The sequence below is a fragment of the Tychonema sp. LEGE 07196 genome (assembly GCF_963890365.1).
GTDB lineage: Bacteria > Cyanobacteriota > Cyanobacteriia > Cyanobacteriales > Microcoleaceae > Microcoleus.
The window spans coordinates 25,689-48,459 of the sequence record NZ_CAWPRX010000047.1 but is presented as its reverse complement, the minus strand read 5'-3'; the positions used below and the strand labels follow the sequence as shown (position 1 = coordinate 48,459).

The 22,771-nt window shown below is 44.8% G+C and carries 21 protein-coding genes, 1 tRNA gene and 1 pseudogene; 13 read left to right on the top strand and 10 right to left on the bottom strand.

Translation table 11 applies throughout. The features are described 5' to 3' along the window. Nucleotides 1–16 precede the first annotated feature (16 nt). Both AACV78_RS06240 and AACV78_RS06235 read right to left on the bottom strand, forming a co-directional pair. On the bottom strand, nt 17–2,005 hold the full coding sequence (locus AACV78_RS06240; RefSeq protein ID WP_015178789.1) for a dynamin family protein: 1,989 nt from the start codon (nt 2,003–2,005) through the stop codon (nt 17–19). Between the two features lie 77 nt (nt 2,006–2,082). Then, complete coding sequence (locus AACV78_RS06235) at nt 2,083–4,014, bottom strand: dynamin family protein (protein ID WP_015178788.1); 1,932 nt, start codon at nt 4,012–4,014, stop codon at nt 2,083–2,085. A 378-nt stretch (nt 4,015–4,392) separates the two neighbouring features. Here AACV78_RS06235 and AACV78_RS06230 point away from each other — a divergent pair, with 378 nt between their 5' ends. The 3 genes and pseudogenes from AACV78_RS06230 to AACV78_RS06220 form a co-directional block, all read left to right on the top strand. After that, the gene (locus AACV78_RS06230) at nt 4,393–4,923 is read left to right on the top strand and encodes a helix-turn-helix transcriptional regulator (protein WP_015178787.1); all 531 of its coding nucleotides are present in this window, start codon (nt 4,393–4,395) and stop codon (nt 4,921–4,923) included. A gap of 46 nt (nt 4,924–4,969) precedes the next feature. After that, nucleotides 4,970–5,239 carry a ribbon-helix-helix domain-containing protein gene (locus AACV78_RS06225; protein ID WP_194011263.1) on the top strand — a complete coding sequence of 90 codons (270 nt, stop codon included), beginning with the start codon at nt 4,970–4,972 and terminating at the stop codon, nt 5,237–5,239. Between the two features lie 27 nt (nt 5,240–5,266). Then, nucleotides 5,267–5,545, top strand: a pseudogene (locus tag AACV78_RS06220) (type II toxin-antitoxin system RelE/ParE family toxin); the annotation flags it as partial. A 29-nt stretch (nt 5,546–5,574) separates the two neighbouring features. On the opposite strand, the gene rlmD reads toward AACV78_RS06220, so the two are convergent. Further along, nucleotides 5,575–6,987 carry a 23S rRNA (uracil(1939)-C(5))-methyltransferase RlmD gene (gene rlmD, locus AACV78_RS06215; RefSeq protein ID WP_194011262.1) on the bottom strand — a complete coding sequence of 471 codons (1,413 nt, stop codon included), beginning with the start codon at nt 6,985–6,987 and terminating at the stop codon, nt 5,575–5,577. A gap of 465 nt (nt 6,988–7,452) precedes the next feature. On the opposite strand from rlmD, the gene apcD reads away from it, so the two are divergent. Both apcD and AACV78_RS06205 read left to right on the top strand, forming a co-directional pair. Continuing rightward, nucleotides 7,453–7,938, top strand: coding sequence for an allophycocyanin subunit alpha-B (apcD, locus tag AACV78_RS06210; protein ID WP_194011261.1), 486 nt, complete (start codon nt 7,453–7,455; stop codon nt 7,936–7,938). A gap of 5 nt (nt 7,939–7,943) precedes the next feature. Further along, nucleotides 7,944–8,207: a hypothetical protein gene (locus tag AACV78_RS06205; protein ID WP_194011260.1), complete on the top strand. Its 264-nt coding sequence runs from the start codon at nt 7,944–7,946 to the stop codon at nt 8,205–8,207. A 64-nt stretch (nt 8,208–8,271) separates the two neighbouring features. Here AACV78_RS06205 and AACV78_RS06200 read toward each other — a convergent pair whose 3' ends face one another. Then, the gene (locus AACV78_RS06200; protein ID WP_194011259.1) at nt 8,272–8,655 is read right to left on the bottom strand and encodes a hypothetical protein; all 384 of its coding nucleotides are present in this window, start codon (nt 8,653–8,655) and stop codon (nt 8,272–8,274) included. Nucleotides 8,656–8,774: 119 nt separating this feature from the next. Here AACV78_RS06200 and AACV78_RS06195 point away from each other — a divergent pair, with 119 nt between their 5' ends. Beyond that, nucleotides 8,775–9,155 carry a helix-turn-helix domain-containing protein gene (locus AACV78_RS06195; RefSeq protein ID WP_194011258.1) on the top strand — a complete coding sequence of 127 codons (381 nt, stop codon included), beginning with the start codon at nt 8,775–8,777 and terminating at the stop codon, nt 9,153–9,155. Nucleotides 9,156–9,187: 32 nt separating this feature from the next. Beyond that, the gene (locus AACV78_RS06190; protein ID WP_194011257.1) at nt 9,188–9,589 is read left to right on the top strand and encodes a helix-turn-helix transcriptional regulator; all 402 of its coding nucleotides are present in this window, start codon (nt 9,188–9,190) and stop codon (nt 9,587–9,589) included. A gap of 117 nt (nt 9,590–9,706) precedes the next feature. Here AACV78_RS06190 and mazG read toward each other — a convergent pair whose 3' ends face one another. Beyond that, nucleotides 9,707–10,534 (bottom strand): nucleoside triphosphate pyrophosphohydrolase, encoded by an 828-nt coding sequence (mazG, locus tag AACV78_RS06185; protein WP_194011256.1) that lies wholly within the window; start codon nt 10,532–10,534, stop codon nt 9,707–9,709. Nucleotides 10,535–10,595: 61 nt separating this feature from the next. On the opposite strand from mazG, the gene AACV78_RS06180 reads away from it, so the two are divergent. Further along, nucleotides 10,596–10,760, top strand: a complete 165-nt coding sequence (locus tag AACV78_RS06180; RefSeq protein WP_194011255.1) for a hypothetical protein — start codon at nt 10,596–10,598, stop codon at nt 10,758–10,760. A 45-nt stretch (nt 10,761–10,805) separates the two neighbouring features. Here the strand turns inward: AACV78_RS06180 and AACV78_RS06175 are convergent, their stop codons facing one another. Further along, nucleotides 10,806–11,396, bottom strand: a complete 591-nt coding sequence (locus AACV78_RS06175; protein WP_194011254.1) for a metal-binding protein — start codon at nt 11,394–11,396, stop codon at nt 10,806–10,808. Between the two features lie 71 nt (nt 11,397–11,467). Between AACV78_RS06175 and AACV78_RS06170 the strand changes: the two genes are divergently transcribed. From AACV78_RS06170 to ygfZ, 3 genes are all read left to right on the top strand, one after another. Further along, nucleotides 11,468–11,539, top strand: a tRNA-Val gene (locus tag AACV78_RS06170). Between the two features lie 309 nt (nt 11,540–11,848). Beyond that, nucleotides 11,849–12,232: a hypothetical protein gene (locus AACV78_RS06165; protein ID WP_194011253.1), complete on the top strand. Its 384-nt coding sequence runs from the start codon at nt 11,849–11,851 to the stop codon at nt 12,230–12,232. A gap of 112 nt (nt 12,233–12,344) precedes the next feature. Then, nucleotides 12,345–13,424 (top strand): CAF17-like 4Fe-4S cluster assembly/insertion protein YgfZ, encoded by a 1,080-nt coding sequence (ygfZ, locus tag AACV78_RS06160; RefSeq protein ID WP_194011252.1) that lies wholly within the window; start codon nt 12,345–12,347, stop codon nt 13,422–13,424. Nucleotides 13,425–13,536: 112 nt separating this feature from the next. Here ygfZ and AACV78_RS06155 read toward each other — a convergent pair whose 3' ends face one another. Next, nucleotides 13,537–14,355, bottom strand: a complete 819-nt coding sequence (locus AACV78_RS06155; RefSeq protein ID WP_194011251.1) for an FkbM family methyltransferase — start codon at nt 14,353–14,355, stop codon at nt 13,537–13,539. Between the two features lie 108 nt (nt 14,356–14,463). After that, entirely contained in the window at nt 14,464–15,627 is a 1,164-nt protein-coding gene (locus tag AACV78_RS06150) for a quinone-dependent dihydroorotate dehydrogenase (RefSeq protein WP_194011250.1), read from the bottom strand. A gap of 235 nt (nt 15,628–15,862) precedes the next feature. Between AACV78_RS06150 and AACV78_RS06145 the strand changes: the two genes are divergently transcribed. Beyond that, nucleotides 15,863–18,781 carry a sensor histidine kinase gene (locus AACV78_RS06145; protein WP_194011249.1) on the top strand — a complete coding sequence of 973 codons (2,919 nt, stop codon included), beginning with the start codon at nt 15,863–15,865 and terminating at the stop codon, nt 18,779–18,781. Between the two features lie 214 nt (nt 18,782–18,995). Here the strand turns inward: AACV78_RS06145 and AACV78_RS06140 are convergent, their stop codons facing one another. After that, nucleotides 18,996–19,466: an ABA4-like family protein gene (locus AACV78_RS06140; RefSeq protein ID WP_194011248.1), complete on the bottom strand. Its 471-nt coding sequence runs from the start codon at nt 19,464–19,466 to the stop codon at nt 18,996–18,998. Between the two features lie 460 nt (nt 19,467–19,926). Here AACV78_RS06140 and AACV78_RS06135 point away from each other — a divergent pair, with 460 nt between their 5' ends. Continuing rightward, a complete protein-coding gene (locus AACV78_RS06135; RefSeq protein ID WP_194012840.1) occupies nt 19,927–20,940 on the top strand; it encodes a leucine-rich repeat domain-containing protein in 1,014 nt (337 codons plus the stop codon). A gap of 245 nt (nt 20,941–21,185) precedes the next feature. Here AACV78_RS06135 and AACV78_RS06130 read toward each other — a convergent pair whose 3' ends face one another. Continuing rightward, entirely contained in the window at nt 21,186–22,685 is a 1,500-nt protein-coding gene (locus AACV78_RS06130; protein WP_194012841.1) for a phytoene desaturase family protein, read from the bottom strand. Between the last annotated feature and the right edge of the window lie 86 nt (nt 22,686–22,771).

Here is a 22,771-nt window from a genome sequence, read left to right as displayed (position 1 = left end):
GAAAAACAAAAAACTGCTACATCTGAGCAACTTGTCTCATCAACTCATTCAGTTCCCCATCAATAGCATTTAATTGCTCCGAGAGCAATTTTAACTCCTGAATCTTTTGGTCAACATTGACTTGACCTTTTTGCTTTTCAGCCAAAATTGAGTTAACTTGAGTCCGAACACTTTGAATCTCGCTACCAAGTCCTCCATCTACACCGTCCTCAATTTCTTTAATCTTAGCTGCAACAGCATTAGCTACTTCATTTGGCTGGTTTGATGCTTGCAATGTAGATCCATATTCTTTGCCTACTTGTTGTTTAACCTTATCGTTAATTCCGTTAACCTTAATAAAGGCTTGTAGTGTACTACTACCAAATATTGCTGGAATTAATACCCAAGGATTGAGTCCAGCAAACGCTATTGTTACTGCAACGGTAGCAATTTGAGGAATCAGACTCTTGAGCATTTCTTTGTAGCCAAATAACCCTCCTATCGCGGCTGAACCATAGTCCATGAATACAAAACCAGCAATACCAGAGAGAATGCGATTAATAGGAGAAATTTTAGTGTCTTCTACTTCTACATCTAGTTTTGATATCTTAGTTCCAGAAACCTCAACACGCACTCGATCTAAATCGGAGAAAAAATTACCTGCCTTGTCTTCTAATTCTCGGAATAGATCGTCCAAACGGCTTCCCAAAAAAGGCTGTAACTCGTGACGTTGCCATTGGGTAAACTCTTTCTCTACTTTGCTAGAAAGATATTGAGTTACCTCTTCGACAACTCTTTTAGCTGCCGCTTCCATGTTGAAGATATCTTTAGAGAATAGTTTTACGCTTTCTTGGATTGTATATTCACTCACCCAGTCATCAAGTTTTTCATTGACTTTATTGAGAAGCTCGCGAGCTTTACCCCGAACTAACTCTTTAATATCTTCGCGGAAGTTCGATATCCGTCTAACTATGCTTTCACGCTCCTTTTCTAGGGATCGCAATGACTCTTGAGCATCAGCATAGCGTTTTTCCAAAGTTTGCAAATCAGTTCTCAGCATCGATTCTCGCTGAGGAATAATTTTTCTGGATTCCTCAACAGACATTCGGAAAATCTTTTCTGAACGAACAATTTTTACCCGCCCTCTTTCCTTAGCTAAAAATGTTGCTAGTGCTTGCTCTACAAGTTCTATACCAGAAGCCTTAATCCGGTTCACATCGTTCTCTAAATAACCTTCCAAAGCATCCACAGCCGTGATGAAAAAGATACCCTTGGTTCCTTGTTTGGTTAGATTACTAAACTGAGATAAGCCGTGTTGTCTGACTCGCTCTTGCTCTTCTTTTCTGCGAATATCATTGAAGCGATTGCAGATAAAAAAGATATCCTCATGACCGCAATTACTCAACAGTTCAATCATCTTCTGTTCAGAAATTGAAGGACCAAGTTGTTCGCAAGACAGAACAAAAAGCACAGCATCGACTCTTGACAAGTAATCTACCGTGACTTGCTGGCGTACTTCATTTTCATTGAGTCCGGGAGAATCAATAATTTCTACACCATTGCGACAAAGTTCTAAAGGCCAAAATAATTCCACCTTTTCATAGGGGCTTTCTTGGCCTTCTTTTTTACCAGAGTCTTTAATAACAACATACTCCTCAATTTTGTCCACAGGTATTTCCTGGGGCGGTCGCGGTGAACCAGAAGCAGGCTTTTTGTGATATAGCATCGCTTTCTGCTTATCTCCCCATTTAACTTCATTGATGATTGCAGTAGTTGGGGTTGAATAAGCAGGTAGCACTTCTTGTCGCAACAAAGCATTAATAAAAGTGCTTTTTCCCCGCTTAAACTCACCCACTACAAGCACTTTGAAGCCATCGGTTAAAATTCGCTCCTCTAGCTTACAAATATTTGCTTCTGTTTCGGTCATGTTAAGAGAATGTAACACATCTATTTGCTGCTTTACTAAAACAGCTAGGGCGTTACGTTTTTGTTGAAATAACTGATATTGTCGATCGTTAGAGTTCATAGTAGTCTCCTTTTGACTATTAGATAGAGTTAGCCAGTGAGATTAGAGAGATTGAGTTAGGTAACTGATTTAATACATCAACGTAAATTGACTTTTATTTGCAGTTGCCTTCGCTCAATCTCCGCTAAGTCAGCTTGAATGGTCGCTTGCAACTGTGTCAATCGCTGCAATTCCATTTTTTGTTCGTTCAACATACCATCTACAACAGATTTGTAGTGAGTAATGTAAGCATTAATCCGCTGATTGATGGCTGTCTTCAGATTGTCTGCATCTTTCTTTACTGTTGGTTGCACCTGTTGTTTGATTTCAGCAAAACAGTTATAAATTTTAGGTCGAATTTCATTCCAAATCTTTTGCTTGCGATCGTCAAGTAAACCACGAAATACATGAGAAAAAAAGCCTGCCATTGCATTACCAAAATTTGAACTATTGAGTTGTTGTGCAGAAGAAATAACTGAATATGTATTGATTGAAATATTACTACTGGCGAACACCGAATTAGTTTCAACACGCCCACCTAATGCTTGTAAGCTTCGATAGACTTCAGTAAATTTTTTATCAAAATATTGCCCAACTTCCTGTGCAGACTGAGAAAGATTATGGCATTCATTTTGAATACTATCACTTAGTAAGTTTTGTTGATCTCGTAAAATTGTCGCAACCTTAGTATTAACAACATACTTGAGACCGTCCCAATCACTTGCGCCAAAAATAGCTTCTTTTACTTTAGCAGTAGTTCGATCTCTAAAAGTGTCAACATGATCGTTGATTTTATTTTCCGAGCGACTAGCAGTTCTATCGATCATATTAATACACTCTCTATATTGTTGATTTTTAAAAAATTCAATGTCTTGAATCGTTTCTTTCTGAATTTTAGATTCTTTTTCCTTGTATTGATTCCATTGAGATTGTAAATAACTTTTGATTTGATTAAATAGCTGACCAAATAAACCTTGGATATTTTCACTAATAATTGCGTTCCGTTCAGCTTTTAAGCGTTCTATGATTTCAACCTGCATTTGCGTAAATTGCTCGATCCAAAATTCCGGGTTATTTACTGCTTGCTGCTCTCCTGTGACATCATCTATAACAACCTGAGCAGAACATGAATACAATTTATTAGGATTAACTTCTAGCTGATCTACCAATCTCTCTCTCACATTAGCCAACATTCTATTATGTTCTCTCTGGCGAATTTGATCCATGCGGCTAACAACAAATATACAGCGATCTAGCGAAGATTGTATTGTCGAGCTCAAAAATTCCGCCAAAGTGTCACTTACAGGTTGTGTAGCAGGAATTATAACAATAGCAACATCAGCTTCATTTTCTACAATTTCTCGTGTAATTTGTGCGTGTCTGGTATTGGTAGCATTAGTACCAGGTAGGTCAATAATCACGATATTATTTTGTAGAAAAGTGGCTGGATGATTAATATTAACATCAATAACTTCTTTAGCTATCTCTTCTTCAGACGTAACTTTGTGAATAAACTCCCTAATATCTATACCCTTAGCCCTAATGTCTTCAGATGTAATTATATTTGTAAGATTATTTGATATGTTAAAAAGGCTGAATAAAAAAGCAACGACATCATTAAAAAAAACTTCAATAGCAGTTATTATGTCAAAGTCTAAACCTAAACTATCGAGAAATCTAATAATAGCTGATATCGCATTTCTAGCCCAAAATCTTCTGGGTTTAATTATTTCTGGAACTTGCCTAAAATTTATTTCTATGTTAATTTCTTGACCATAGCGTAATCTAGTAGCAGCAGCAGTTGTCACTAAAGCTGATGTTTTCAGCAAATTATCACGGAGTAAGGCATTGATAAAGGTACTCTTACCACTAGAAAATTCTCCAATCACTGCTAAATAAAGATTTGGATCGTTTTGTCTTTGCTGAATGCGCTGGATTAGCTGACGTAACCCATCTCTTTGAGATTGGGGAAGTTGCGATCGCTCAATTACATTCTCGGCAAATTGTATATGGTCATCATAATTATTCATATTACTATCCGTTCAATTTTTGATACAGAAAAGCGTGTATTGCCCGATCGCACTCACCCCAAATAGATACCGCAACGCCTAAGCATCCAGTACCAACTCAGTCCCGCACCAAGCAAAATCTTCCTCCTATATATGTATTCGGCTTCAATCCCGAATTTTTACGCAGAATTTGGCGTATTGTTACAAATCTTTACACTAGCCCATTAACCGCTGCTGTATCTGCACCCTAAACTCTTGACACATAGCCCGCTCTTTTTACAGCAGAGCGATCGCCACACCGGTTTCAGCAATGATAAACTAAGTTATACTCAGATAGCAACTAGCCAAAGCTATAATTTTAGTTAGGCTTTAGCTATCAACTAAGCGAGACATACTGCGATGACATCCAGCGACGAGATGTTTGCCGAAGCTGCGAATAACTGGGACTTGGAAAGGCTCTACAAAGCTATGGCAGAAGCCAAGTGGCAAGTATCTCCTCGTGCCAGAAAGGGACTTACAGAACGAGAAAAGCTTTTTCTCCGAGGTTTGCTCTGCGGTCACAGTCCTGCGGAAATAGCTAGCCAACTCCATCAAAGTCGTAAAGGTGTTGAGGTTTATGTATCTAAAACTTTATATCAATACTTCAAAAAAATTACAGATGTACCTAACGAAAAGGTAAGCAACTGGAGAAATATTCATAACTGGCTAGAGGAAGCTGGATATAAAACTATGCCCTCTGTTAAATCTCACTCAAGCAATTATTCACCCCAAATTCCGTTAGTAAACATAGTTAACATAGGTTTGAATAATCAAACTCATACCATAACAATTGACATTCACCTCCAACTAACATTACCTTCGCTTTCAGAAGCAACAATGACAGAAGACATGGATACAAAAGATCGCCCCTCAACAAACCAATCTAACTGAAGGGCGATCGCCTACAATAAAATAAACACCCCTCATCTCAAACACCATGCAAATTGTTTTGCCACCTGAAGCCGAAGCCCTAGTGCAGCGCCAACTCACGACTGGTAAATACAACAGTGCGATCGACGTTATCCTCGCAGCCATTAAACTACTCGAACAACAGCAAGACATTTATCAAGGACGACTGCAAGAACTCCAACAAGACGCACTGATTGGTCAGCAAGCATCTCAACACGGTGAAGTCGTAGACGGTGCAACCGCAATGGCACAAATTCGAGCTAATTTGCGTTCGCGTTACACTTCCTCAGAAGCATGAGTCCACAATGCAAGCCTCACCCAACCCGCAATTCAAGACATTGAGCAAATTGCAGACTACATCGCTAGTCGATCGGGACTCGATCGAGCCGATCGCTTTTTAAGCAATCTTGACGCTAAATTCGCCAAAATTGCTCAATTTCCCAATATTGGACGACAAAGAAACGAAATTTTACCCTTGCTTCGCAGTCTCTCTACAGACAACTATCTCATCCTCTATATGCCGATCGGACCAGATGTAGAGATTTTTCGAGTAGTCAGTGGTTATCGAGATTTGTCAGCCCTGTTCACCGATGCTGATGATTGAATTTAACTAAAAAACGATCGCCCTTTCATTCACCTCACCAAAAACGCCGCACACTCCACATGAGAAGTCTGAGGAAAGAAATCCGCCGGCTGCACCCGCGCTAACTTATAATCCCCATTTTCGCACAAAATCTTCAGGTCGCGAGCCAAAGTAGCAGGCTTGCAGCTAACATACACAATCCGATTTGGCTTGATTTCCTTAATTGTTTCCAACACCGCGCGATCGCACCCTTTACGCGGCGGATCTAACAACACAATATCCGGTATCAATCCCAAAGCAGGCAGCAAACTCTCTACAGTTCCCACCTGAAAATCGACATTTTTCACATCATTTAATTCAGCATTTAGCTTAGCTTGCTCGATCGCCACAGGTTGCACTTCTAAACCGATCGCTATTTTGACTTGTTTGGCCAGCGGTAAAGTAAAAGTCCCAATTCCGCAGTAAGCATCAACCAAAACCTCATTTCCCTGCAAATTCAATTCCCCGACAATCACCTGCAACAACCCTTCGGCCGCCTCAGTATTTACCTGGAAAAAAGTATCTGCCCTTAGTTGAAAGTTCAAACCCGCAAATTTTTCTCGCAGATCGGACTGACCGGCAATGCAGCGAGTTTCCGCACCAAAAATTACATTAGTTTGAGCTGAATTCACATTCAAACAAACACCTACAAGTTGAGGATACTGTTTCAGCCACTCAGCCGCTTGTGCTTCAATTCCCGGCAAGTCTCCCGTGCGAACTATTAAAGTTAGCAGCATTTCTCCCGTGCGCCGTCCGATTCGCAAGGACAAATGACGCAGTTCTCCTGTATGTTTCTTTTCGTCGTAGACTGGCCAATCTCTCCAGTGTATGTCTTCTTTGACTTCTTTTAATAACGGATTGAGGCGCGGGTCTTGCACCGGACACTGATTGAGATTGACTAATTTGTGCGTGCTTTTTTGATAGTAACCTGCTTGCACTTGACCTGTGGCAGAAATTGCTACCGGATAAGTTGCTTTGTTGCGGTATCCCAAAAATTGGGGAAATCCTTCGATTTTTCCCGTTAATATTTCATCGACTTGCAGATTGCTAAATCCGCCAATCCGTTCTAAGGCTTGAATAATTTGATTTTGCTTGGCTGCAAGCTGATATTCATAGTCTACGTGCTGCCACTGACAGCCGCCGCACTTATCTGCGACAATGCAGTTGGCTCGGATTCGGTGTTCGGATGCTTCCAGAAGTGTGTCCAGCTTACCTGTAGCATAGGTGGATTTGACTTGCACGAGGCGCGCTAGGATGCGATCGCCCGTCACGGTATCGGGCACAAACACCACGAGTTCGCCGCTTCGGCCAACGCCGTCGCCGGTGTCTGTCAAGTCGGTAATTTCTATCTCAACCAGTTGACCTTGCTGACAAGGGTTGGCCACTTTCGTCGAGTTGCGCGTGGAAAATTTAGATTTGGTCATTAACAAATACCTGAGTAGTTTTGGAAGCCGTTAGAAGCAGTCGTGGTAAAATTTCAGATAGTAACGCACGATCGCTGTCTCAGATTGAAGTAAGCCATCGCACTCAAGCTCAATTGCAGAGTGTATTCCTGCTTCCGAGCCCCGGCTGCTGTAACGCCGGTAGATTGCCCTCGATCGAACCTGTGCGATATGCTATTAGGGCCAAGCAGCCAAAACTCGTCAAACAGTCTAAATGTCTGCCGGCATTCAAACTCTCAATCGCAGTTTTTGAATTTTTCCCACAGTACCTTGGGACACAAGGAAACTGGCTTAGTCACTAAGCATAACGCTTACTGAGATTTACCGCCTACTTCTAAGATTGATAAATGTTAGCAGCAAGGTAAGTATCCTCAGTAGGAATCTCATCTTAAAAAGATGGGAATGTCAATGAATGTTTTTCTCAAATATCCTCAAATTTGAATAACAATGAGCGTAGTTAGCCAATTAATTCTCCAAGCCGATGACGAACTTCGTTATCCCAGTACCGGCGAACTCCAAAGCATCAATGATTTTTTTAAGACGGGAGAACAGCGGGTGCGTATTGCTACTGCGCTGTCTGACAGTGAGAAAAAAATTGTTGAAGAAGCTAGCAAAAAACTCTGGAAAAAACGCCCTGATTTTATCTCTCCCGGTGGTAATGCTTACGGCCAGCGCGAACGGGCTTTGTGTCTGCGCGACTACGGCTGGTACTTGCGCCTGATTACCTACGGTATCTTGGCAGGTGACAAAGAGCCAATCGAAAGTATTGGTTTGATTGGCGTTCGGGAAATGTACAATTCTCTGGGCGTTCCTGTTCCTGGCATGGTGGAAGCTATCCGCTGTTTGAAGGAAGCTGCTTTGGCTTTGCTAAATCAAGATGATGCTAAGGAAGCTGCTCCTTATTTTGATTATATCGCTCAAGCGATGTCTTAATTGCTTTGCCGATCGAAATCGCGATCGATGTAGCGGATCGTTTGCGGGTGATTTTTGGGGTGATTTTATCTCGCAATTGCTCGCAAATGTTTCGCTTTTGTTTTTGCAGAAGGAAGAGGGAAGAAGGAAGAAGTCCGAGGGAAGAAGTCCGAGGGAAGAAGTCCGAGGGAAGTTCGGCAACGAGCAATGTACGGGATGTAACGGATGTAACGGATGTAAGTCCGTCGGAAGAAGTCCGAGGGAAGAAGGAATCGAACGCAATGGTTTGAGCAATTAACACCGTCTTCACCGTTGGGCGCGGTTGCTATTGTTAGGGAATCTGCCTGATTTCTGCTACGAAGCAATGCTGTTTGAGCTTTCCCACATTTCGAGAACGTCTTGTCTTTCAACACACATCTGATTCAAAAAGTCAAGGGTTTTTTGAAGGTATTGTTTTTTGAATTTCCGGGTGTCGTACTGAATCGAAGTTTTGAGCTGTGAAAGTTGCGAAAGGGTGGGGCAAGTTTGGATTTGGTGGGCGATCGCATTTTGCCACTCTTCCAGCCTGCGGTACGAAATAAATAGTCCGCCTTTGTCTCGCCGATGCACAAACACCACATAAGCCCAGGATTCGACTCGCTTAATCAGATTGTGGTTGATTTTGAGGAATTGGGCGAGCGACCTGACGGTGATCCGGAGCTTTTTCGAGGGTTGGATGCGGCGAAATAATGCTGTCATGGCTGTCTATTTATCTTTGTTCCAACATTGTAACACAATATGCTTTACTTGCAAACTTAAAAAATGAAACTAGAAAGTCAGGCGTGATAGCTTAGCTTTATGCAGATAGGTGATGACTGATGGTTGTAGCAGAAGCTAAGCGAGAAAAAGAATACTTGAGACGGAGATTTACTGATACCGGCCTGCGGCGGTTGGGTAAATTCCTGCGTTCGTGGCGGGAAGCTAGGGGGTGGAGCGTTCACGAACTGAGCGAAAAGACCAAGCAGCATGAGGCTCAATTTTACAATCTAGGGGGAGAGCCTTTGCCGAAAGTTTTGGGGGTCAGCATTGCAGGCATTTCGAGAATCGAAAATGGCTATTACAACAAGCCTGCACCCGATCTTTTGTGGCTGTTCCTCGATGTTCTCGAACCAGTTCACCCGGTTGAAAAGCGGTTGCTTACTCTAGAAGACTTACTTTTGGTCGGAACTGAATTTTGGGACCCAAACGTCGAGGCGTAGGATTGACATAATAGTTAAATTGGATCTGTAAAATGCCAGGATTTCTTGACTTTAAGGCTGTCGTCGATCGGGAAAAACTGCGCCCTGTGCGATTTACAGATACAGGACTCGGTAGATTGGGCAAACTTCTGAAAGCAGCTAGAGAGATTCGGGGCTGGTCAATTATTGAAACAGAAATGGTCACAAAAGAATATGAGGCCGCTCTGTTTCGGACAGCAGGAGATCCTGTACCAAAAGATGTCGGTATTAGTAATGCTACTGTTAGTCGCTACGAACGCGGGAAGTTAGAAAGTTTGGATTGGCGATCGCTCTCTCTGTTATGCTTTGTCCTCAAGCCGATCGATCCGGTGACAGCGGAAGCGCTAGAACCCACAAACGCGCTTTACATTGCGTGCGAACATCCGCCGTACAACGATGCAAAGCTTTATGAGTAGTTGATTGCTGACATCTGAACTGATGCAACCAAATTATTGAGATGGGGAGTTTTGAACCGCAGATATTAGCGGATGAACGCTGATGTCATTTGATCTGTGTTTATCTGCGGTGATTGATTACCTCTGGCCCTTTTGTTTCGCCAGAATTGCCTTAGCTTGCTGCCACAAAGCGTCTAACTCTTCGGGTGGATAATCCGACAAAGGTCGATCGCACGCAGCCTCAACTTTAGCAAACCGCTGCACGAAGCGATCGCTCGTTCCGTGCAAAGCAGCCGACGCATCTAAATTGTGCCAGCGAGCCAATTGAATCAACACAAACATAATATCTCCCAATTCCGACTCCTGTGCTGCCTTGTCCTCGTGTTTGAGAGCGTGTTCAAATTCTGCCATTTCTTCATGAAACTTATCCCAAACACCGTCTACATCGTCCCAATCAAAACTCACTTCCGCAGCTTTTTGAGAGATTTTTGCCGCAGCGGCGATGGGAGGCAAAGTGCTAGCATAACGGCTCATTTTCGAGGCTAAGGTTGGTGGCTTTTCCGAATTTGTGCCTTTTTCTGCTGCTTTGATTTTTTCCCAGTTTTCGTTAACTTCATCCACGCTGTTAACTTCTACATCCCCGAAAACGTGGGGATGTCGCCGAATCAGTTTTTCGGTAATTCCCCCAGCGATTTCGGCGAAGGTAAATTGATGGGATTCGCTGGCAATTTGAGCTTGCAGAATTACCTGCAACAGCAAGTCGCCCAATTCTTCGACGATCGCCTCTCGATCTCCTTTGCGAATCGCGTCGGCGGTTTCATAGGCTTCTTCGATGATGTGAGGAATTAGGGTTTGGGGAGTTTGGGCTAAATCCCAAGGACATCCGCCGTCGGGCGATCGCAACGCCGCCACAACTTCTATCAAGTTTTCGAGTGCAGCGAGCGATCGACTGTGGGAATTAGACATTAAAATTTACCTTAAGTAGAAGGAAGATGGAAGAAGGAAGAAGGAAGAAGGAAGATGGAAGATGGAAGATGGAAGAAGGAAGACGGAAGAAGGAAGTTCGGCAACGAGCAATGTACGGGATGTCACGGATGTCACGGATGTCACGGATGTAAGTCCGTCGGAAGAAGTCCGAGGGAAGAAGGAAGAAGGAAGACGGAAGACGGAAGACGGAAGACAGCAAGCTTGAGCGCTAGCCATATTTTACGTTTAATCTATAAGTGGATTTACTTGTTCACCTGTTAGATTTGCTAGATGTGCGGCGGGGAGCTTTGATTTTGCGCCTTTTAATCGTCTTAGGAGGGCGCAACCCGCTCAATCCTTTTTTTTTGAATCTTTTGTAAGCCGAGCCGCCCCAATCGCTCAAATAGTGACTCATCGCGCCCAATTCGAGACCGATGTAAACTGCTAAAATTTCGATGTAGTGTTCCGAGATCGATCGCCCGTAACCCAAAACCGCTGACTGCCAATTTCCGGCTAAATTTCCAATTTTTTCAGCAATTACCAATCCCAACACTCCGAAAACCGCGATCCAAATCGCGAGATACAAGATTCGCAAAGCAGTGCCGATTAGAGGCCCGTGGGACAAAAAAGAGCGGTGGCGCAAGCTTTTTTGGTAGGGGAGCCAAATCGGCTTGAACCATCCCCAGCGCTGATACTGGCAGGAGTAGATATCCAAGTCGGGGCCAAACATCAGCCCGCCGAATAAAAAGCTGCCGGAAACGAGCAAAGTCAGGTTGCTGCTCTGAGTATGGCCAAAGGTGAGGGCTGCCACCAAGGGCAAACTCCATAGAGTGATTCGATCGTGCGTGCGGCCAGAGGGCATTGAAAGTTTATGATTTTTTTAGTTGATCTTTCTGGGATACTGTGATATGATAAATCCCTGTAAGCGCAATTGGGCGATTAGCTCAGTGGTAGAGCGCCTGCTTTACACGCAGGATGCCGTAGGTTCAAATCCTACATCGCCCATACCCAATTGAAAAGAAGATAAAACGGCTGTTGAAACCTGGTTTACAGAAACTTTGGTTCGCGAATCGACCTTTCTACTTGCTTCGGCTACGCTCGATCGCCGAACCTTCAGTCGCGGTGTAAAGAGAGTAACGTAATTTTAAGGGCGATCGCATTCAACCCACAGCAGGTGGGTTTTGTTGTGATAAACGCAGTTTCAACAGCCCTGTCTTTTGTATTAAAGTGAATTTAACATTTTGTGGCAGATGTCCCAGAATTTAGTACCCAATGCAGGAAAATTAATTTATAAATTTTTTTAGAACGATGTATATGAAGCCTAAAATAACTAGCCCGATCGCCTGGAAGCAAGCTGAACTTCTCATGCAGCCCGCCATGATCCGAGTCCTCGACAACATCCGCAAACAATTAGAGGAGTCCCCCTGGACGGGAACTTATCAAAACGTGGAAGTTCCAATTCCCGGCTATCAACTAATTTTAGAGCATCAAGGCGAGCAAAAATCCGTCGATATTTGGGAACTTTGCTATCAAATCTGTTTTGTCAACTACCCACCAGGCCACACTCCAATGCAAAGCCAAGAAGTTGTCATTGATACTAGCTTGATTGAAGAAGACACTGGCGATGTAGATTGGAATCGTCTTGATACCAAAGCCAGTCAATTAATACAAGAAATCTTCGCTAATTTGAGTCAGTAGTCAGTAGTCAGTAGTCAGTAGTCAGTAGTCAGTAGTCATTAGCCAGTAGGGGCTGTGCCCCCGTGCCCGCCCTCTTAACAGCCAACAGTCAACAGCCAACAAACAAAATCTTATGATTCAAGAATTGCACGACATTCAAGCCGCAGCCGGCGCTACATTTGCAGAATTAACAACCGCAGAAACAGTCCCCGTCAGTTTTGGTAACGACGCAGCCGCCATCGCAGCAACAAAACAAGGTGCGGCTTTGTACGATCGCACTCACTGGGGACGCATTCAAATCTCAGATAGCGATCGCCTGCGATTCCTGCACAATCAAAGCACCAATAACTTTAACATACTCAAACCCGGTCAAGGTTGCGACACCGTTTTCCTCACATCCACCGCCCGGACGATCGACCTCGCCACCGCCTATGCTACAGAAGATGCTGTACTGCTGCTAGTTTCAGCCAACCGCCGCCGCCAACTCCTCGAATTGCTCGATCGCTACATTTTCCCAATGGATAGCGTAGAATTAACAGATTTAACCGATACAACAATCGCTTTCAGTCTCCTCGGCCCGGAAAGCACTCAACTATTAGAAAAACTCGGAGTTAGCGAACTGGAAAATCAACCCTACGCTACTCACAAAACGATCAAAAACTCCCCTCTTTCTCCCCCTTACCAAGAGGGAGATCGAGGAGGCGTTCGAGTTGCTGTTGGTAGCGGTTTAGCCACTCCCGGATACACATTAATTGCGCCAGCCAGCGATGCAGCCCACTTGTGGAAAGCATTGGTCAAAGCTGGGGCCGTACCGATGGGCGATCGCGTGTGGGAACAACTGCGAATCGAACAAGGCCGCCCCGCCCCCGATTTTGAACTCACCGGCGATTACAACCCCCTAGAAGCCCGTTTGTCAAACACCATTTCCTACGACAAAGGTTGCTACATCGGTCAAGAAACAATTGCCAGATTGAACACCTACAAAGGAGTAAAACAGGAACTTTGGGGCGTGGAATTGAGCGGCGCAGTTGCACCCGGAACAGTCATCACAATCGCAGAAGAAAAAGTCGGCAAACTCACCAGTTTTGTGCAAACCGAATCCGGTTTTTTTGGTCTTGCTTACATCCGCACAAAAGCGGGCGGTCCAGGGCTAAAAGTGCAATTAGGAGAAATTGCCGGAGAAGTAGTCAATATACCTTTTTTAAGTTTGTAAGCTGTTGACTGTTGATTGTTGACTGTTGACTGTTGATTGTTGGCTGTTGGCTGTTTGAACAATGCCGATTCAACCGGAAATGATATTAATTCCCCATTCCGAGAAACTTGAGTTAAATGATTACATATTCATCGCTCAAAACAGCTTGACTCACCTGCGGTTCCGGCTCTACAGCATCGCTGTAATTAGTTTCAATATGCTTGATGAAATTTTCCCGATAAGCTTTGAGATACGAGTTAACTTGTTCGATATCCTGCTCTCCTGTCGCGTAATGACTATCTCTTCTAAAGCGACCAGATTCTTTGACAAAAGCCATGTCAACTTGCCACAATGCTGCATCAATCGGACGATATCCCAAATCAACAATATCGTAAGCTGCGAATCCTTGGGACTTCATAAAACTCATGACATCATACATTTGACCAAATAAAGTAACTTCAATAATTACATATTCAGTCTGCTGCAAAATTTCCGTTGCTCCCGCTAAAACATCTAATTCCTGTCCGTCTACATCGACTTTAATTAAATACGGGCCTGGTAAATTTCTTTCTCTGCATATTCCGTCCAGCGTAATTGCAGGTATGTTTCTCAAATAAGGATTGCTGCTGTCGGTAACGCGATTTTCGGAAATTGAAGAGTGCACCATATCGGGACTGACATTGAGTGTGAAAACTCCCGATTTTTTGGTGGCGGCAGCAATAATATATTCTGCACTTGGGAGTTTCCGGCAAATTTTGGCGAGATAAGGTTCATTTTCGGCGATGGGTTCAATTAGTAAGTGTCGCGAATTCGGGAAGGTTTCGTAGAGGTTAAAAGTTCCCAATGCTGCACCGACATCTATGACTGTTTTAGGCTCAAAACCTAAGTTTTTAGCCAGCAACAAGCTGCCTGACATGGTGTTTCGGGGAACTCCAGTTTCTTGTGTGTTCATAATTATTTTTCTGATTTTAATAAGATGCAGAAAATTGATATTGTATCCGGCAAATAGAGGCAGAGCCTTGCCTATCTGCATTATCAGCTAGAGCCTGGTAACGAGGAATTATTTAATATTTTCGCAACCAACGGCTTCGGAAATTGAATTAAATCCTTTTTCATCTAATTTTTGCAGCAAACCTTCCAAAATTCGGCGCACCATCCAAGGGCCTTCGTATACCCAGCCGGTGTAGACTTGAATTAAACTCGCGCCGGCGGCGATTTTTTCCCAAGCATCTTGGGCGGTGAAAATGCCGCCAACTCCTATTATGGGTAGTTCGCCTTTTGTATATTGCCAGATAAATCGGATGATTTCTGTCGATCGCCCCCGCACTGGTATTCCGCTAATTCCGCCGGCTTCTTCGGTGATTGGTTTGCCGGTTTCTGGCAATATTTGGGTTGTCAATCCGTCGCGCCGGATGGTGGTGTTTGTGGCGATAATTCCTGCTAGTTGGTAGGTTTTGGCGATGTCGAGGATTGATGCGATATCCTCCATCTCCAAATCCGGCGCAATTTTGACTAAAATTGGCTTGATTCCCCGGTTTTCTTGTTGCAAAATTTCCAAAATTGTGCTAAGCCCCGCAGCATCTTGGAGCGATCGCAATCCAGGCGTATTTGGAGATGAAACGTTGACTACAAAATAATCCCCCCAATCTTTGAGCAGCTTAAAACTCTCCAAATAATCGGCGGCTGCCTGCTCTAACGGTGTTACCTTAGATTTACCGAGATTGATGCCGATCGGGTAAGGTGACTGAGGCATGGAACGCGATGCCTCGGATTTTGAGTGTTTCTGGGAAGCTTCAAACCGGGCGGCCATTGCTGCGGCTCCTTGATTGTTAAAGCCCATGCGGTTGAGGGCTGCGCTGTCAGCCTCTAAGCGAAACAAGCGAGGTTGGGGGTTTCCCGGCTGCGCTTGGCTGGTGACTGTACCCATCTCGGCAAAGCCAAAGCCAAAATTTGCCCAAATGTCTGCTGCTTGGCCGTTTTTATCAAATCCGGCGGCCAAACCGACAGGGTTTTTGAAGCTTATTCCCCACTTCGATTGTTCGAGGCGAGAATCTTGCACTCCCAAAGATTTTTGCAATCGCCAGAGCATTTGGCTGGTTGCTGGGTTTGACTGGGTTCTGGCTGCGAGTTCGAGAATTTGGAGAGTGCGGTTGTGCAGCCACTCGGCGTCGGTTTTCAATACGGAAAACAACAGCGGGCGCACGCTAGATTGATAGATATCCAATGACTTGTCCTGGGGCACTTGACAAATGAGAAATTAGAAGGGAAATAAAAATATTCAAAAGCCGACGACAATGAAGCGAAGATTTTTACTTCAACTTGCGATCGACTTTATCTAATGTTTGAGATTGAATCATAATTGAGACGATTATATTATAGGTTGATTGTTTTTAATTTTAATTTTTAATTTTTTTAAGTTGGTAATTTGAAATTGGACAAAGGTGTGGGGAAGTTGGAAAATGGGGCATGAGCAAAGATCGAAGGATTTAGACGAACAAATGGCGGGCCTGGAGCGCGTTCTCCAAACTCTGCGAGAAGAGGAGAATGTGGAAGTGTTGCTGGAAACCACTCTGGGTTACTTGCAGGCGGAATTTGATTGGCGGTTGATTTGGATCGGGTTGTACGATCGACAAGCTCACCGATTGTTCGGGAAAGGCGGCATGACTCCTAACGGCGACTTGTCTTTTCTCAAACAGCGGTTTGCCCTGAATCCGGGGGATTTGCTCGAACAAGTGGTGATTCAACTGCGCCCGGTGGGAGTCCCGGATTTGCGATCGGAAAATAGAGCGGGAGAATGGCGCAAGGCAGCTCAAACTTTCAACGTTCAAGGCACGACTCTGTTTCCGCTGCGCTACAAAGACCGCTGCTACGGCGTGATTTTGCTGGGGACGGATCAGTGGGGAGCGTCGCCAAAGTCGGAGGAAAAAACGCAGTTGGCGATCGTATTTGGAGCGCTGGCAACTGCTCTTTATCAAATAGAAAAAGATTGGCAGCGAGAACAAGTCAAACACCCGGATGAGTCTCTATTAGCGCTGATTTCGCAGTTGCGGGAATTGCGATCGCTCGATCAATACTTGCAAGCGGTAGTAGAACAGGCCCATGAATTTATCGAGCCGGCGCGGACTAATGTTTATTGGTTCGAGGCAGAGCGGCGCTATTTTTGGCGCAGAGTCAGCAACCGCCAAGTGTCTCCGGGTTTGGGCCCCCAGCGACCGGCTTCGGGCATCACGGTGCAAGACTTGGGCGAATTTTATCAGGCTTTGACTGCAGAACAAATGGTTTGGATCGGTGAATCTCACAGTTCTTTGAAAACTGAGCTGACTGGGCGGTTGATGCAGCAAATCCGCGCTCGCTCTCTGTTGGCTGCGCCGATTGTTTCCGAAGGCGAATTGTTGGGATTTCTGGCCGTGGAAGCGACGGAGGCGCGGATTTGGCAAGACAATGAAAAACATTACTTGCGGGGAGTGGCGGAGTTGGTGGCTTTGACTGCTCCTCTGTCGGAGATGGAGGAGAAAATTGAGCAAACACAGCTCGATCGAGATTTAACTGCCGGCATTGCTCGCGCCATCTACAGCGATGCTGACTGGGAGGCGACTTTGAAAAATACTGCCGAAAAGTTGTGCTCTCGGCTCAAATGCGAATATTTTTTGCTGTTGCTGTACGGTGAAGAACAAAATTGCTTTGAAATTGTCTCCCAAAATCTGCCCCGCAACCGCAGGCCAGTGCCTTCGCCGCTCAAAGCTCTCGATGCGGCTGACAGGCTGCTGCTGCAAGAGTGCGGGGAACCTCTGGGGATTGAAAATTGGGAGGAAGACGGGCGGTTGGGAGCTTGGCGGGAAGTGCTGGCGGAGTCGGGGGTGCGATCGCTTTTGGCATCGAACACTAGGGGGAAAACGGCAAAGTCCGAAAACAGCGATCCCAAATCGCCCGTCGAAAATCAAAAATCGATCGAGGGTTTGCTGGTTGTTGGGCACAGCGCCACTCGTACTTGGAAGCGCGCGGAGCGAGAATTAGTTGAAATAGTCAGCCAACAGCTAGGATTAATCTTGCACTCTTGGCAGCAAAGTTCCCAAATCGATAAATATCAGCAATTCTCGCGATCGCTCAAATCTGGGTTAGCGGTTTTGCAGCATTCTGGCGAGGTGCAATTCGGGCAACAGAAATCTGCTTCGCCTGTAATTTTCCCAGAGTTGCCGCTGCAAAAGCTCGACGGTAACTTTGCTCAACAAATTTCCCAGATAATTTCCTGTCCTTTAGTAGCCATCATTACTTGGCATCCGGGCCAGGAGTTGGGCTCAATCTCTGCAGCGGTAGCGGCCAATCCCGTATTTGCCCTCAATCCCGATGCCGAGATTCCCGTGCAAACGGATGCTTTGATCCAGCAAACCCTGGCGCAAAGAGGGTTGCTGCAACTGAACTTGAGCCAAGTCCCGCTGGCGACGAAGCGGTGGCTCCGCAGTCCGGGAATTGGCGAAATTATGGCGGTGGCACTGCAGACAGCCCCAGAACACGCTCCGACGGGCATTGTGGTGGTTGCCGACGCTCAGGGCCGCCAGTGGTCTGAGTTGTCGGTGAATTTACTGAGTTCGATGGTGTCTCAGTTGGCTTGGTGGCACAGGTATTTGGCGGTGCAATCTGCCACTGAGTCGCAGCGATTGGATCTGGAAATGCTCAACTGGTACAAGCTGCGCCGTTTCGAGGATTTTTACCGCACTGTGGGAGCGGGGATGAAGGAGTTGGGGGAGTTGAGCCAGTCGATTTTGCAGTCGGCGAAGGAACAAAAGGATGCTCTGAAAACTTTGCGCTACCAACAGGTTTTGCGACAAATGGGCAATGCTTTGGGGTCAACTCATTTGATGTTGAAGCACGAACAGTGGCGGCTGCAATTTGCACAAGATGCGGTGTCTGTGAGCGCTTGGTTGAGGCGATCGCTCGATCGCGCGGCCGCCGGTATCAAACAGTCGCAAGTCTTGCTGGAAGTCAACACGGAGGCTGCTGTGTCGGTGTCTGCGGGCAAGACTTTGAGCGTTCGCGCTGACAGCATCAAGCTGGATTTGATCCTGTGCGAATTGCTGGCGTTGGCTTGCAGGCGCTCTGGAGTTGGTGACAAGATTGAGATTCGTTCTGTACTGTTGGGGGAAGATTTGTTAGAGGTGTCTGTGCTCGATAGCGGTCGAAAGTGCGATCGACAGTTAATTGCTGCTTTCAACGGCGGTTCCCACCACGATATACTGGCCGTTTCGTCACATAGGTCGATCGTCCAAAATCTTTTAATTTGTCAGCGAGTGGTACGCTTAATGGGGGGAGAATTTTCCTTAGAAAGGTTAGAAAATAATGCAATTGTCGCCCGCTTAGTCCTGCCCCTAGCCACTTCTTAAAATTCTGTTGACTTCCTAGGGCGCGCCTTGTGTCTACTGTTGAATAAACGAACAATTGCATAAATCACGGGATTGATACAGCAACCGCAGATGTCAGGTAGATGCAACACCGATAAACGCAGATAATGTCCTGTGAAGTGATATCAATTCCGGTTGCAATCCTCATGAAGTTGACTGTTAACAGTCAACAGTCAACAGTCAACGCCTGAATTTACTATTCCGATGCTAACGGATTTGATATAACACTTGCCGCCGCCTCAGAATTCGGAAAAAACTTGGCAGTAATCCAAGCAGTTACAATATGGGAAAGCAATCCCATCGGCCCTGCAAACAAACACAAAGCCAAAGAATGAACCGTCCAAACTCCTGTCCGCTGTCCTTCCAAATAAATCCATCGCCCGACAAACAAATCCATCACTAAAAAATGAATCCATCCCGTAGCCGCCGCCGTTTCTTCTCCCAAAAATTTAGCAATATCTGCTAGTTTTGGATTGGACAAAGCCGCCGCATTTTCCGCCGTCAGACTGCTACCAAATAAATATATGTACAAGAGGGCGAGCACCACAAACGGAATAAAGGAATTCATTACTTTTCTGGTAATTCCCCAGTTGGGTAATAAAATCATAATTGCCCAAAAAGGTAAAACAAACAGATTACCCGCATCGAAAATTAGTTCTGGTGTCATAGTTTGGTATTTGCTCCTGCAAAATGCGATAGAATCAAGACTGTTAAGATTACTTTACACAATTTTTGCTAAAAATTATCAAAATATGCCAAAAATTTAATTCACAAATTAAAAATAGTTGCTATACTGATCCCAAATCTAAGACTTATGTCATGTGCGATCGATTAACCGCACTACGAACCTTAGAAAACTATATTTGGAAGGTGCTGATGCGTTTAGGAATGACATCTAAAATCCGAAATCTAGCGGTTCTCAAGCGTGGTGAAGTATCCCCTATGCCCTATTCCCTATGCCCTATCCCCTATGCCCTATCCCGGATAGTACCTCATCTTTCTCAGAAAGGCTATATAGCAATCCTAAATCATTTGTGAATTTCTTACTCCCTCCCCGAACTCGCGGGGAGGGTTGGGGTGGGGTAAAAATATTGACGACTCCTGCAAGGATTGCTATATCAAATTTCATGACAACAACTTATAGTAATTTTCCTGATTGGTGCAAGCATAAAGAAAATCTTTCTCCCGGTGCGAAACATACCGTAGATATACTGTTGCAAATATCAGATACTGCCGAATGCGATCGAGCTAACGAACTGCTTTCTAGTATAACAGAACTCAACCTCAAACAACTTCAAATTACCGATATCAGTCCCCTTTCATCTTTCACTCAACTTACGAGTCTCATACTCGACAGCAATCAAATATCTGACATCACTCCCCTGCAATTTTTAACTAAACTGAAAACTCTGGTAATGGATGTCAATCATATATCAGATATCAGCGCACTTTCATCTCTTACTAATCTGACTAGACTCGTTCTAGATACCAATCAAATATCAGACATCACTCCCCTAGCTGCTTTAACTAATCTTACGGAACTTGTCTTGTTTGACAATCAAATATCCGATATCAGTTCCTTGGAAAATTTAACTAAGTTAAAAACGCTAATTATCTACACAAATCAAATTAATAATCTCGCTCCTTTAGCAAATTTAACTGAACTCAAAATCCTCTATCTTTACCAAAACAAAATCTCAGACATCAGCCCGCTGGCTTCTTTGAAAAATCTACACACGCTATTTTTGTTCGAGAATAAAGTATCTGATTTAACTCCGCTACAAGCTTTAACTAATTTAAAAAGATTAGTTTTATTCCAAAATCAAATATCTGATATTAGTCCTTTGGCAGATTTAACTGCTTTAGTTGAACTAAACCTAGGTAACAATCAAATATCAGACATCAGTCCGCTGAAATCGTTAACTAATTTGACTCAACTTTATCTGTTCAACAATCGGATTTCGGAGGCTGGGGCGCTACAAGCTTTGAATAATTTATTTTTGCTCGATTTGTACAATAATCAAATTTCTGAAATCGGTTGGCTGCAATATTTGCAAAGGTTGACGGCGCTTGACTTGCGCGGAAATCCGATTGTGAATAAGATTTGTCCTGTCAATCCTGAATCTATATGTCGGTTTTAATTGTTAAGGACGTGGCGAAATCTGGGCGCTTGTGATAGGATGTCGAACGTTGGTATCAGGAGAAAGTTATGAGTTCGCACGATGCTTTGATGTTAGTAGTGCTGCTGTTGCCAGGTTTGGCTTTGTCGATCGCAATTATGGGCAGTTTTGCCGCTGGTGGATAAAGTGTTCGATCCTGCAGATTTTAGTCCTCTGATAATTTTAAAGAGGACTAAAGTCTTCACTACAAATTTGTTGCTGCTAGTTTACAAAAATTGTGCAGTAATATCGGAATTTACCAGGGTGTTGGCGCACAAAATACCCGATGCTGCGACGGCGGGAACGCCAATTCCCGGCATGGTGCTGTCTCCCACCCGATACAAGCCTTTGACTGGGGTTTGCGGCCCGGGAAATGTGCCTTTTCCGGCGGCGATTGCAGGCCCGTAGGTTCCTTGATATCGGCGCAAATATCGGGCGTGGGTTAGCGGTGTGCCGATCGACTCTAAGACTATTCGCGATCGCAAATCCGGTATAATTTTTTCTAAAGCTTTGAACAGAGATTGCGATCGCCCTTGTTTCTTTTCCTGATAACCGCCGCCGTATTCCCAACCTGCGTAAGGTTCCAATGTATAAGCGTGAATGGCATGATGTCCGGGCGGCGCTAGAGTTTTATCCCACACTGTCGGAATTGAAATCATGCAGGTATTTCCGGGTACTGTAATGTCAATTGTACTGTCGTGAACGACGACGTGGTGGCCGGTCAATCCTTCGAGTTTGTCGGCTTTAATGCCTAAATGCAGGTGCATAAAACTGTTTATTGCTGGCACCGACAAAGCCGTTTTTCGGTAGTTCCCTGGCAAATCTTCAGGCCGCAGTAACTTTGTATAAGTATCCCAAACGGTGGCATTTGAAATGACAATTGGGGCGCGGATAATTTCGCCGTTTTTCAAGCGAATGCCCGTGGTTTTGCCGGATTCAACTAATATTTGCTCGACTGGTGTTCCCAATCGCAATTTTCCTCCCCACCGCTGCAAGCCTCGAACTAAGGCATCGACGATCGCACCGCTGCCTCCTACAGGATATTCGATCGCCACTCGCGATCGTTCGCCAATCATAAAAGCAATTTCTGGCGCGACAGTTTCGTGGGCTTTCAAGCCCGACAGCAAAAAGCATTCCAAATCTATCAAACGCCGCACCCAAGGATCGCGCACGTCTCTATCCATTAATGTACCAGCCGAACTGCCGATCGCCCCGGCGGACGGTAACAGCTTCAGCAAAGCAGGCGAGTACCGAGACAGCAACACAGGTATCAACTGCCAGTCCGATCTCAGCGCCAAAGCCGGAATTCCACGCAAAGCGTCATACACAACTAATAGATTTTGTTGAAATTGCTGCAATTCTATAGCGCCTTGCGGTGTGAATTGAGCTACAGCATCTAAGTAATTTCTCGCATTAGCATAAACTGGCAAACTTCCTTCAGGGAAATGGTAATGGCCCAGCGGATCGTAGGCAATTACTGCGATCGATTCCTCCAACACATTCAAGACTTGCGACAAAGGATTGAGCGACTGCGAATCGCTCAAACCGCAATAAAAAGAAGGCCCAGAATCAAAGTGAAATCCCCCGCGCCAAAAGCTGTGAGCCGCCCCGCCCGCTATGGTGTGGCTCTCGCAGACGAGTACCCGCTTCCCGTAGCGAGAAAGCATCGAGCCTGCGACTAAGCCGCCAATACCGCTACCAATTACGATCGCATCAAAGTCTTGCATTTATCAAATGTGGTATAATTGTATTATTTATTGCTGACCCGCAAGAAACAAGTACAAGCCCCGACTTATAGCCTATTTCAAAAAGG

Bases quoted from the DNA above. Each gene is read 5' to 3' on its own strand.
- AACV78_RS06165 (WP_194011253.1), top strand. From the start codon at position 11,849: ATGAAGCCTAAAATAACTAGCCCGATCGCCTGGAAGCAAGCTGAACTT.
- mazG (WP_194011256.1), bottom strand. From the start codon at position 10,534: ATGTCTAATTCCCACAGTCGATCGCTCGCTGCACTCGAAAACTTGATA.
- AACV78_RS06180 (WP_194011255.1), top strand. From the start codon at position 10,596: ATGGAAGATGGAAGAAGGAAGACGGAAGAAGGAAGTTCGGCAACGAGC.
- AACV78_RS06235 (WP_015178788.1), bottom strand. From the start codon at position 4,014: ATGAATAATTATGATGACCATATACAATTTGCCGAGAATGTAATTGAG.
- AACV78_RS06240 (WP_015178789.1), bottom strand. From the start codon at position 2,005: ATGAACTCTAACGATCGACAATATCAGTTATTTCAACAAAAACGTAAC.
- AACV78_RS06225 (WP_194011263.1), top strand. From the start codon at position 4,970: ATGCAAATTGTTTTGCCACCTGAAGCCGAAGCCCTAGTGCAGCGCCAA.
- AACV78_RS06195 (WP_194011258.1), top strand. From the start codon at position 8,775: ATGGTTGTAGCAGAAGCTAAGCGAGAAAAAGAATACTTGAGACGGAGA.
- AACV78_RS06145 (WP_194011249.1), top strand. From the start codon at position 15,863: ATGGGGCATGAGCAAAGATCGAAGGATTTAGACGAACAAATGGCGGGC.
- ygfZ (WP_194011252.1), top strand. From the start codon at position 12,345: ATGATTCAAGAATTGCACGACATTCAAGCCGCAGCCGGCGCTACATTT.
- AACV78_RS06130 (WP_194012841.1), bottom strand. From the start codon at position 22,685: ATGCAAGACTTTGATGCGATCGTAATTGGTAGCGGTATTGGCGGCTTA.
- AACV78_RS06140 (WP_194011248.1), bottom strand. From the start codon at position 19,466: ATGACACCAGAACTAATTTTCGATGCGGGTAATCTGTTTGTTTTACCT.
- apcD (WP_194011261.1), top strand. From the start codon at position 7,453: ATGAGCGTAGTTAGCCAATTAATTCTCCAAGCCGATGACGAACTTCGT.
- AACV78_RS06230 (WP_015178787.1), top strand. From the start codon at position 4,393: ATGACATCCAGCGACGAGATGTTTGCCGAAGCTGCGAATAACTGGGAC.
- AACV78_RS06190 (WP_194011257.1), top strand. From the start codon at position 9,188: ATGCCAGGATTTCTTGACTTTAAGGCTGTCGTCGATCGGGAAAAACTG.
- rlmD (WP_194011262.1), bottom strand. From the start codon at position 6,987: ATGACCAAATCTAAATTTTCCACGCGCAACTCGACGAAAGTGGCCAAC.
- AACV78_RS06200 (WP_194011259.1), bottom strand. From the start codon at position 8,655: ATGACAGCATTATTTCGCCGCATCCAACCCTCGAAAAAGCTCCGGATC.
- AACV78_RS06135 (WP_194012840.1), top strand. From the start codon at position 19,927: ATGACAACAACTTATAGTAATTTTCCTGATTGGTGCAAGCATAAAGAA.
- AACV78_RS06155 (WP_194011251.1), bottom strand. From the start codon at position 14,355: ATGAACACACAAGAAACTGGAGTTCCCCGAAACACCATGTCAGGCAGC.
- AACV78_RS06175 (WP_194011254.1), bottom strand. From the start codon at position 11,396: ATGCCCTCTGGCCGCACGCACGATCGAATCACTCTATGGAGTTTGCCC.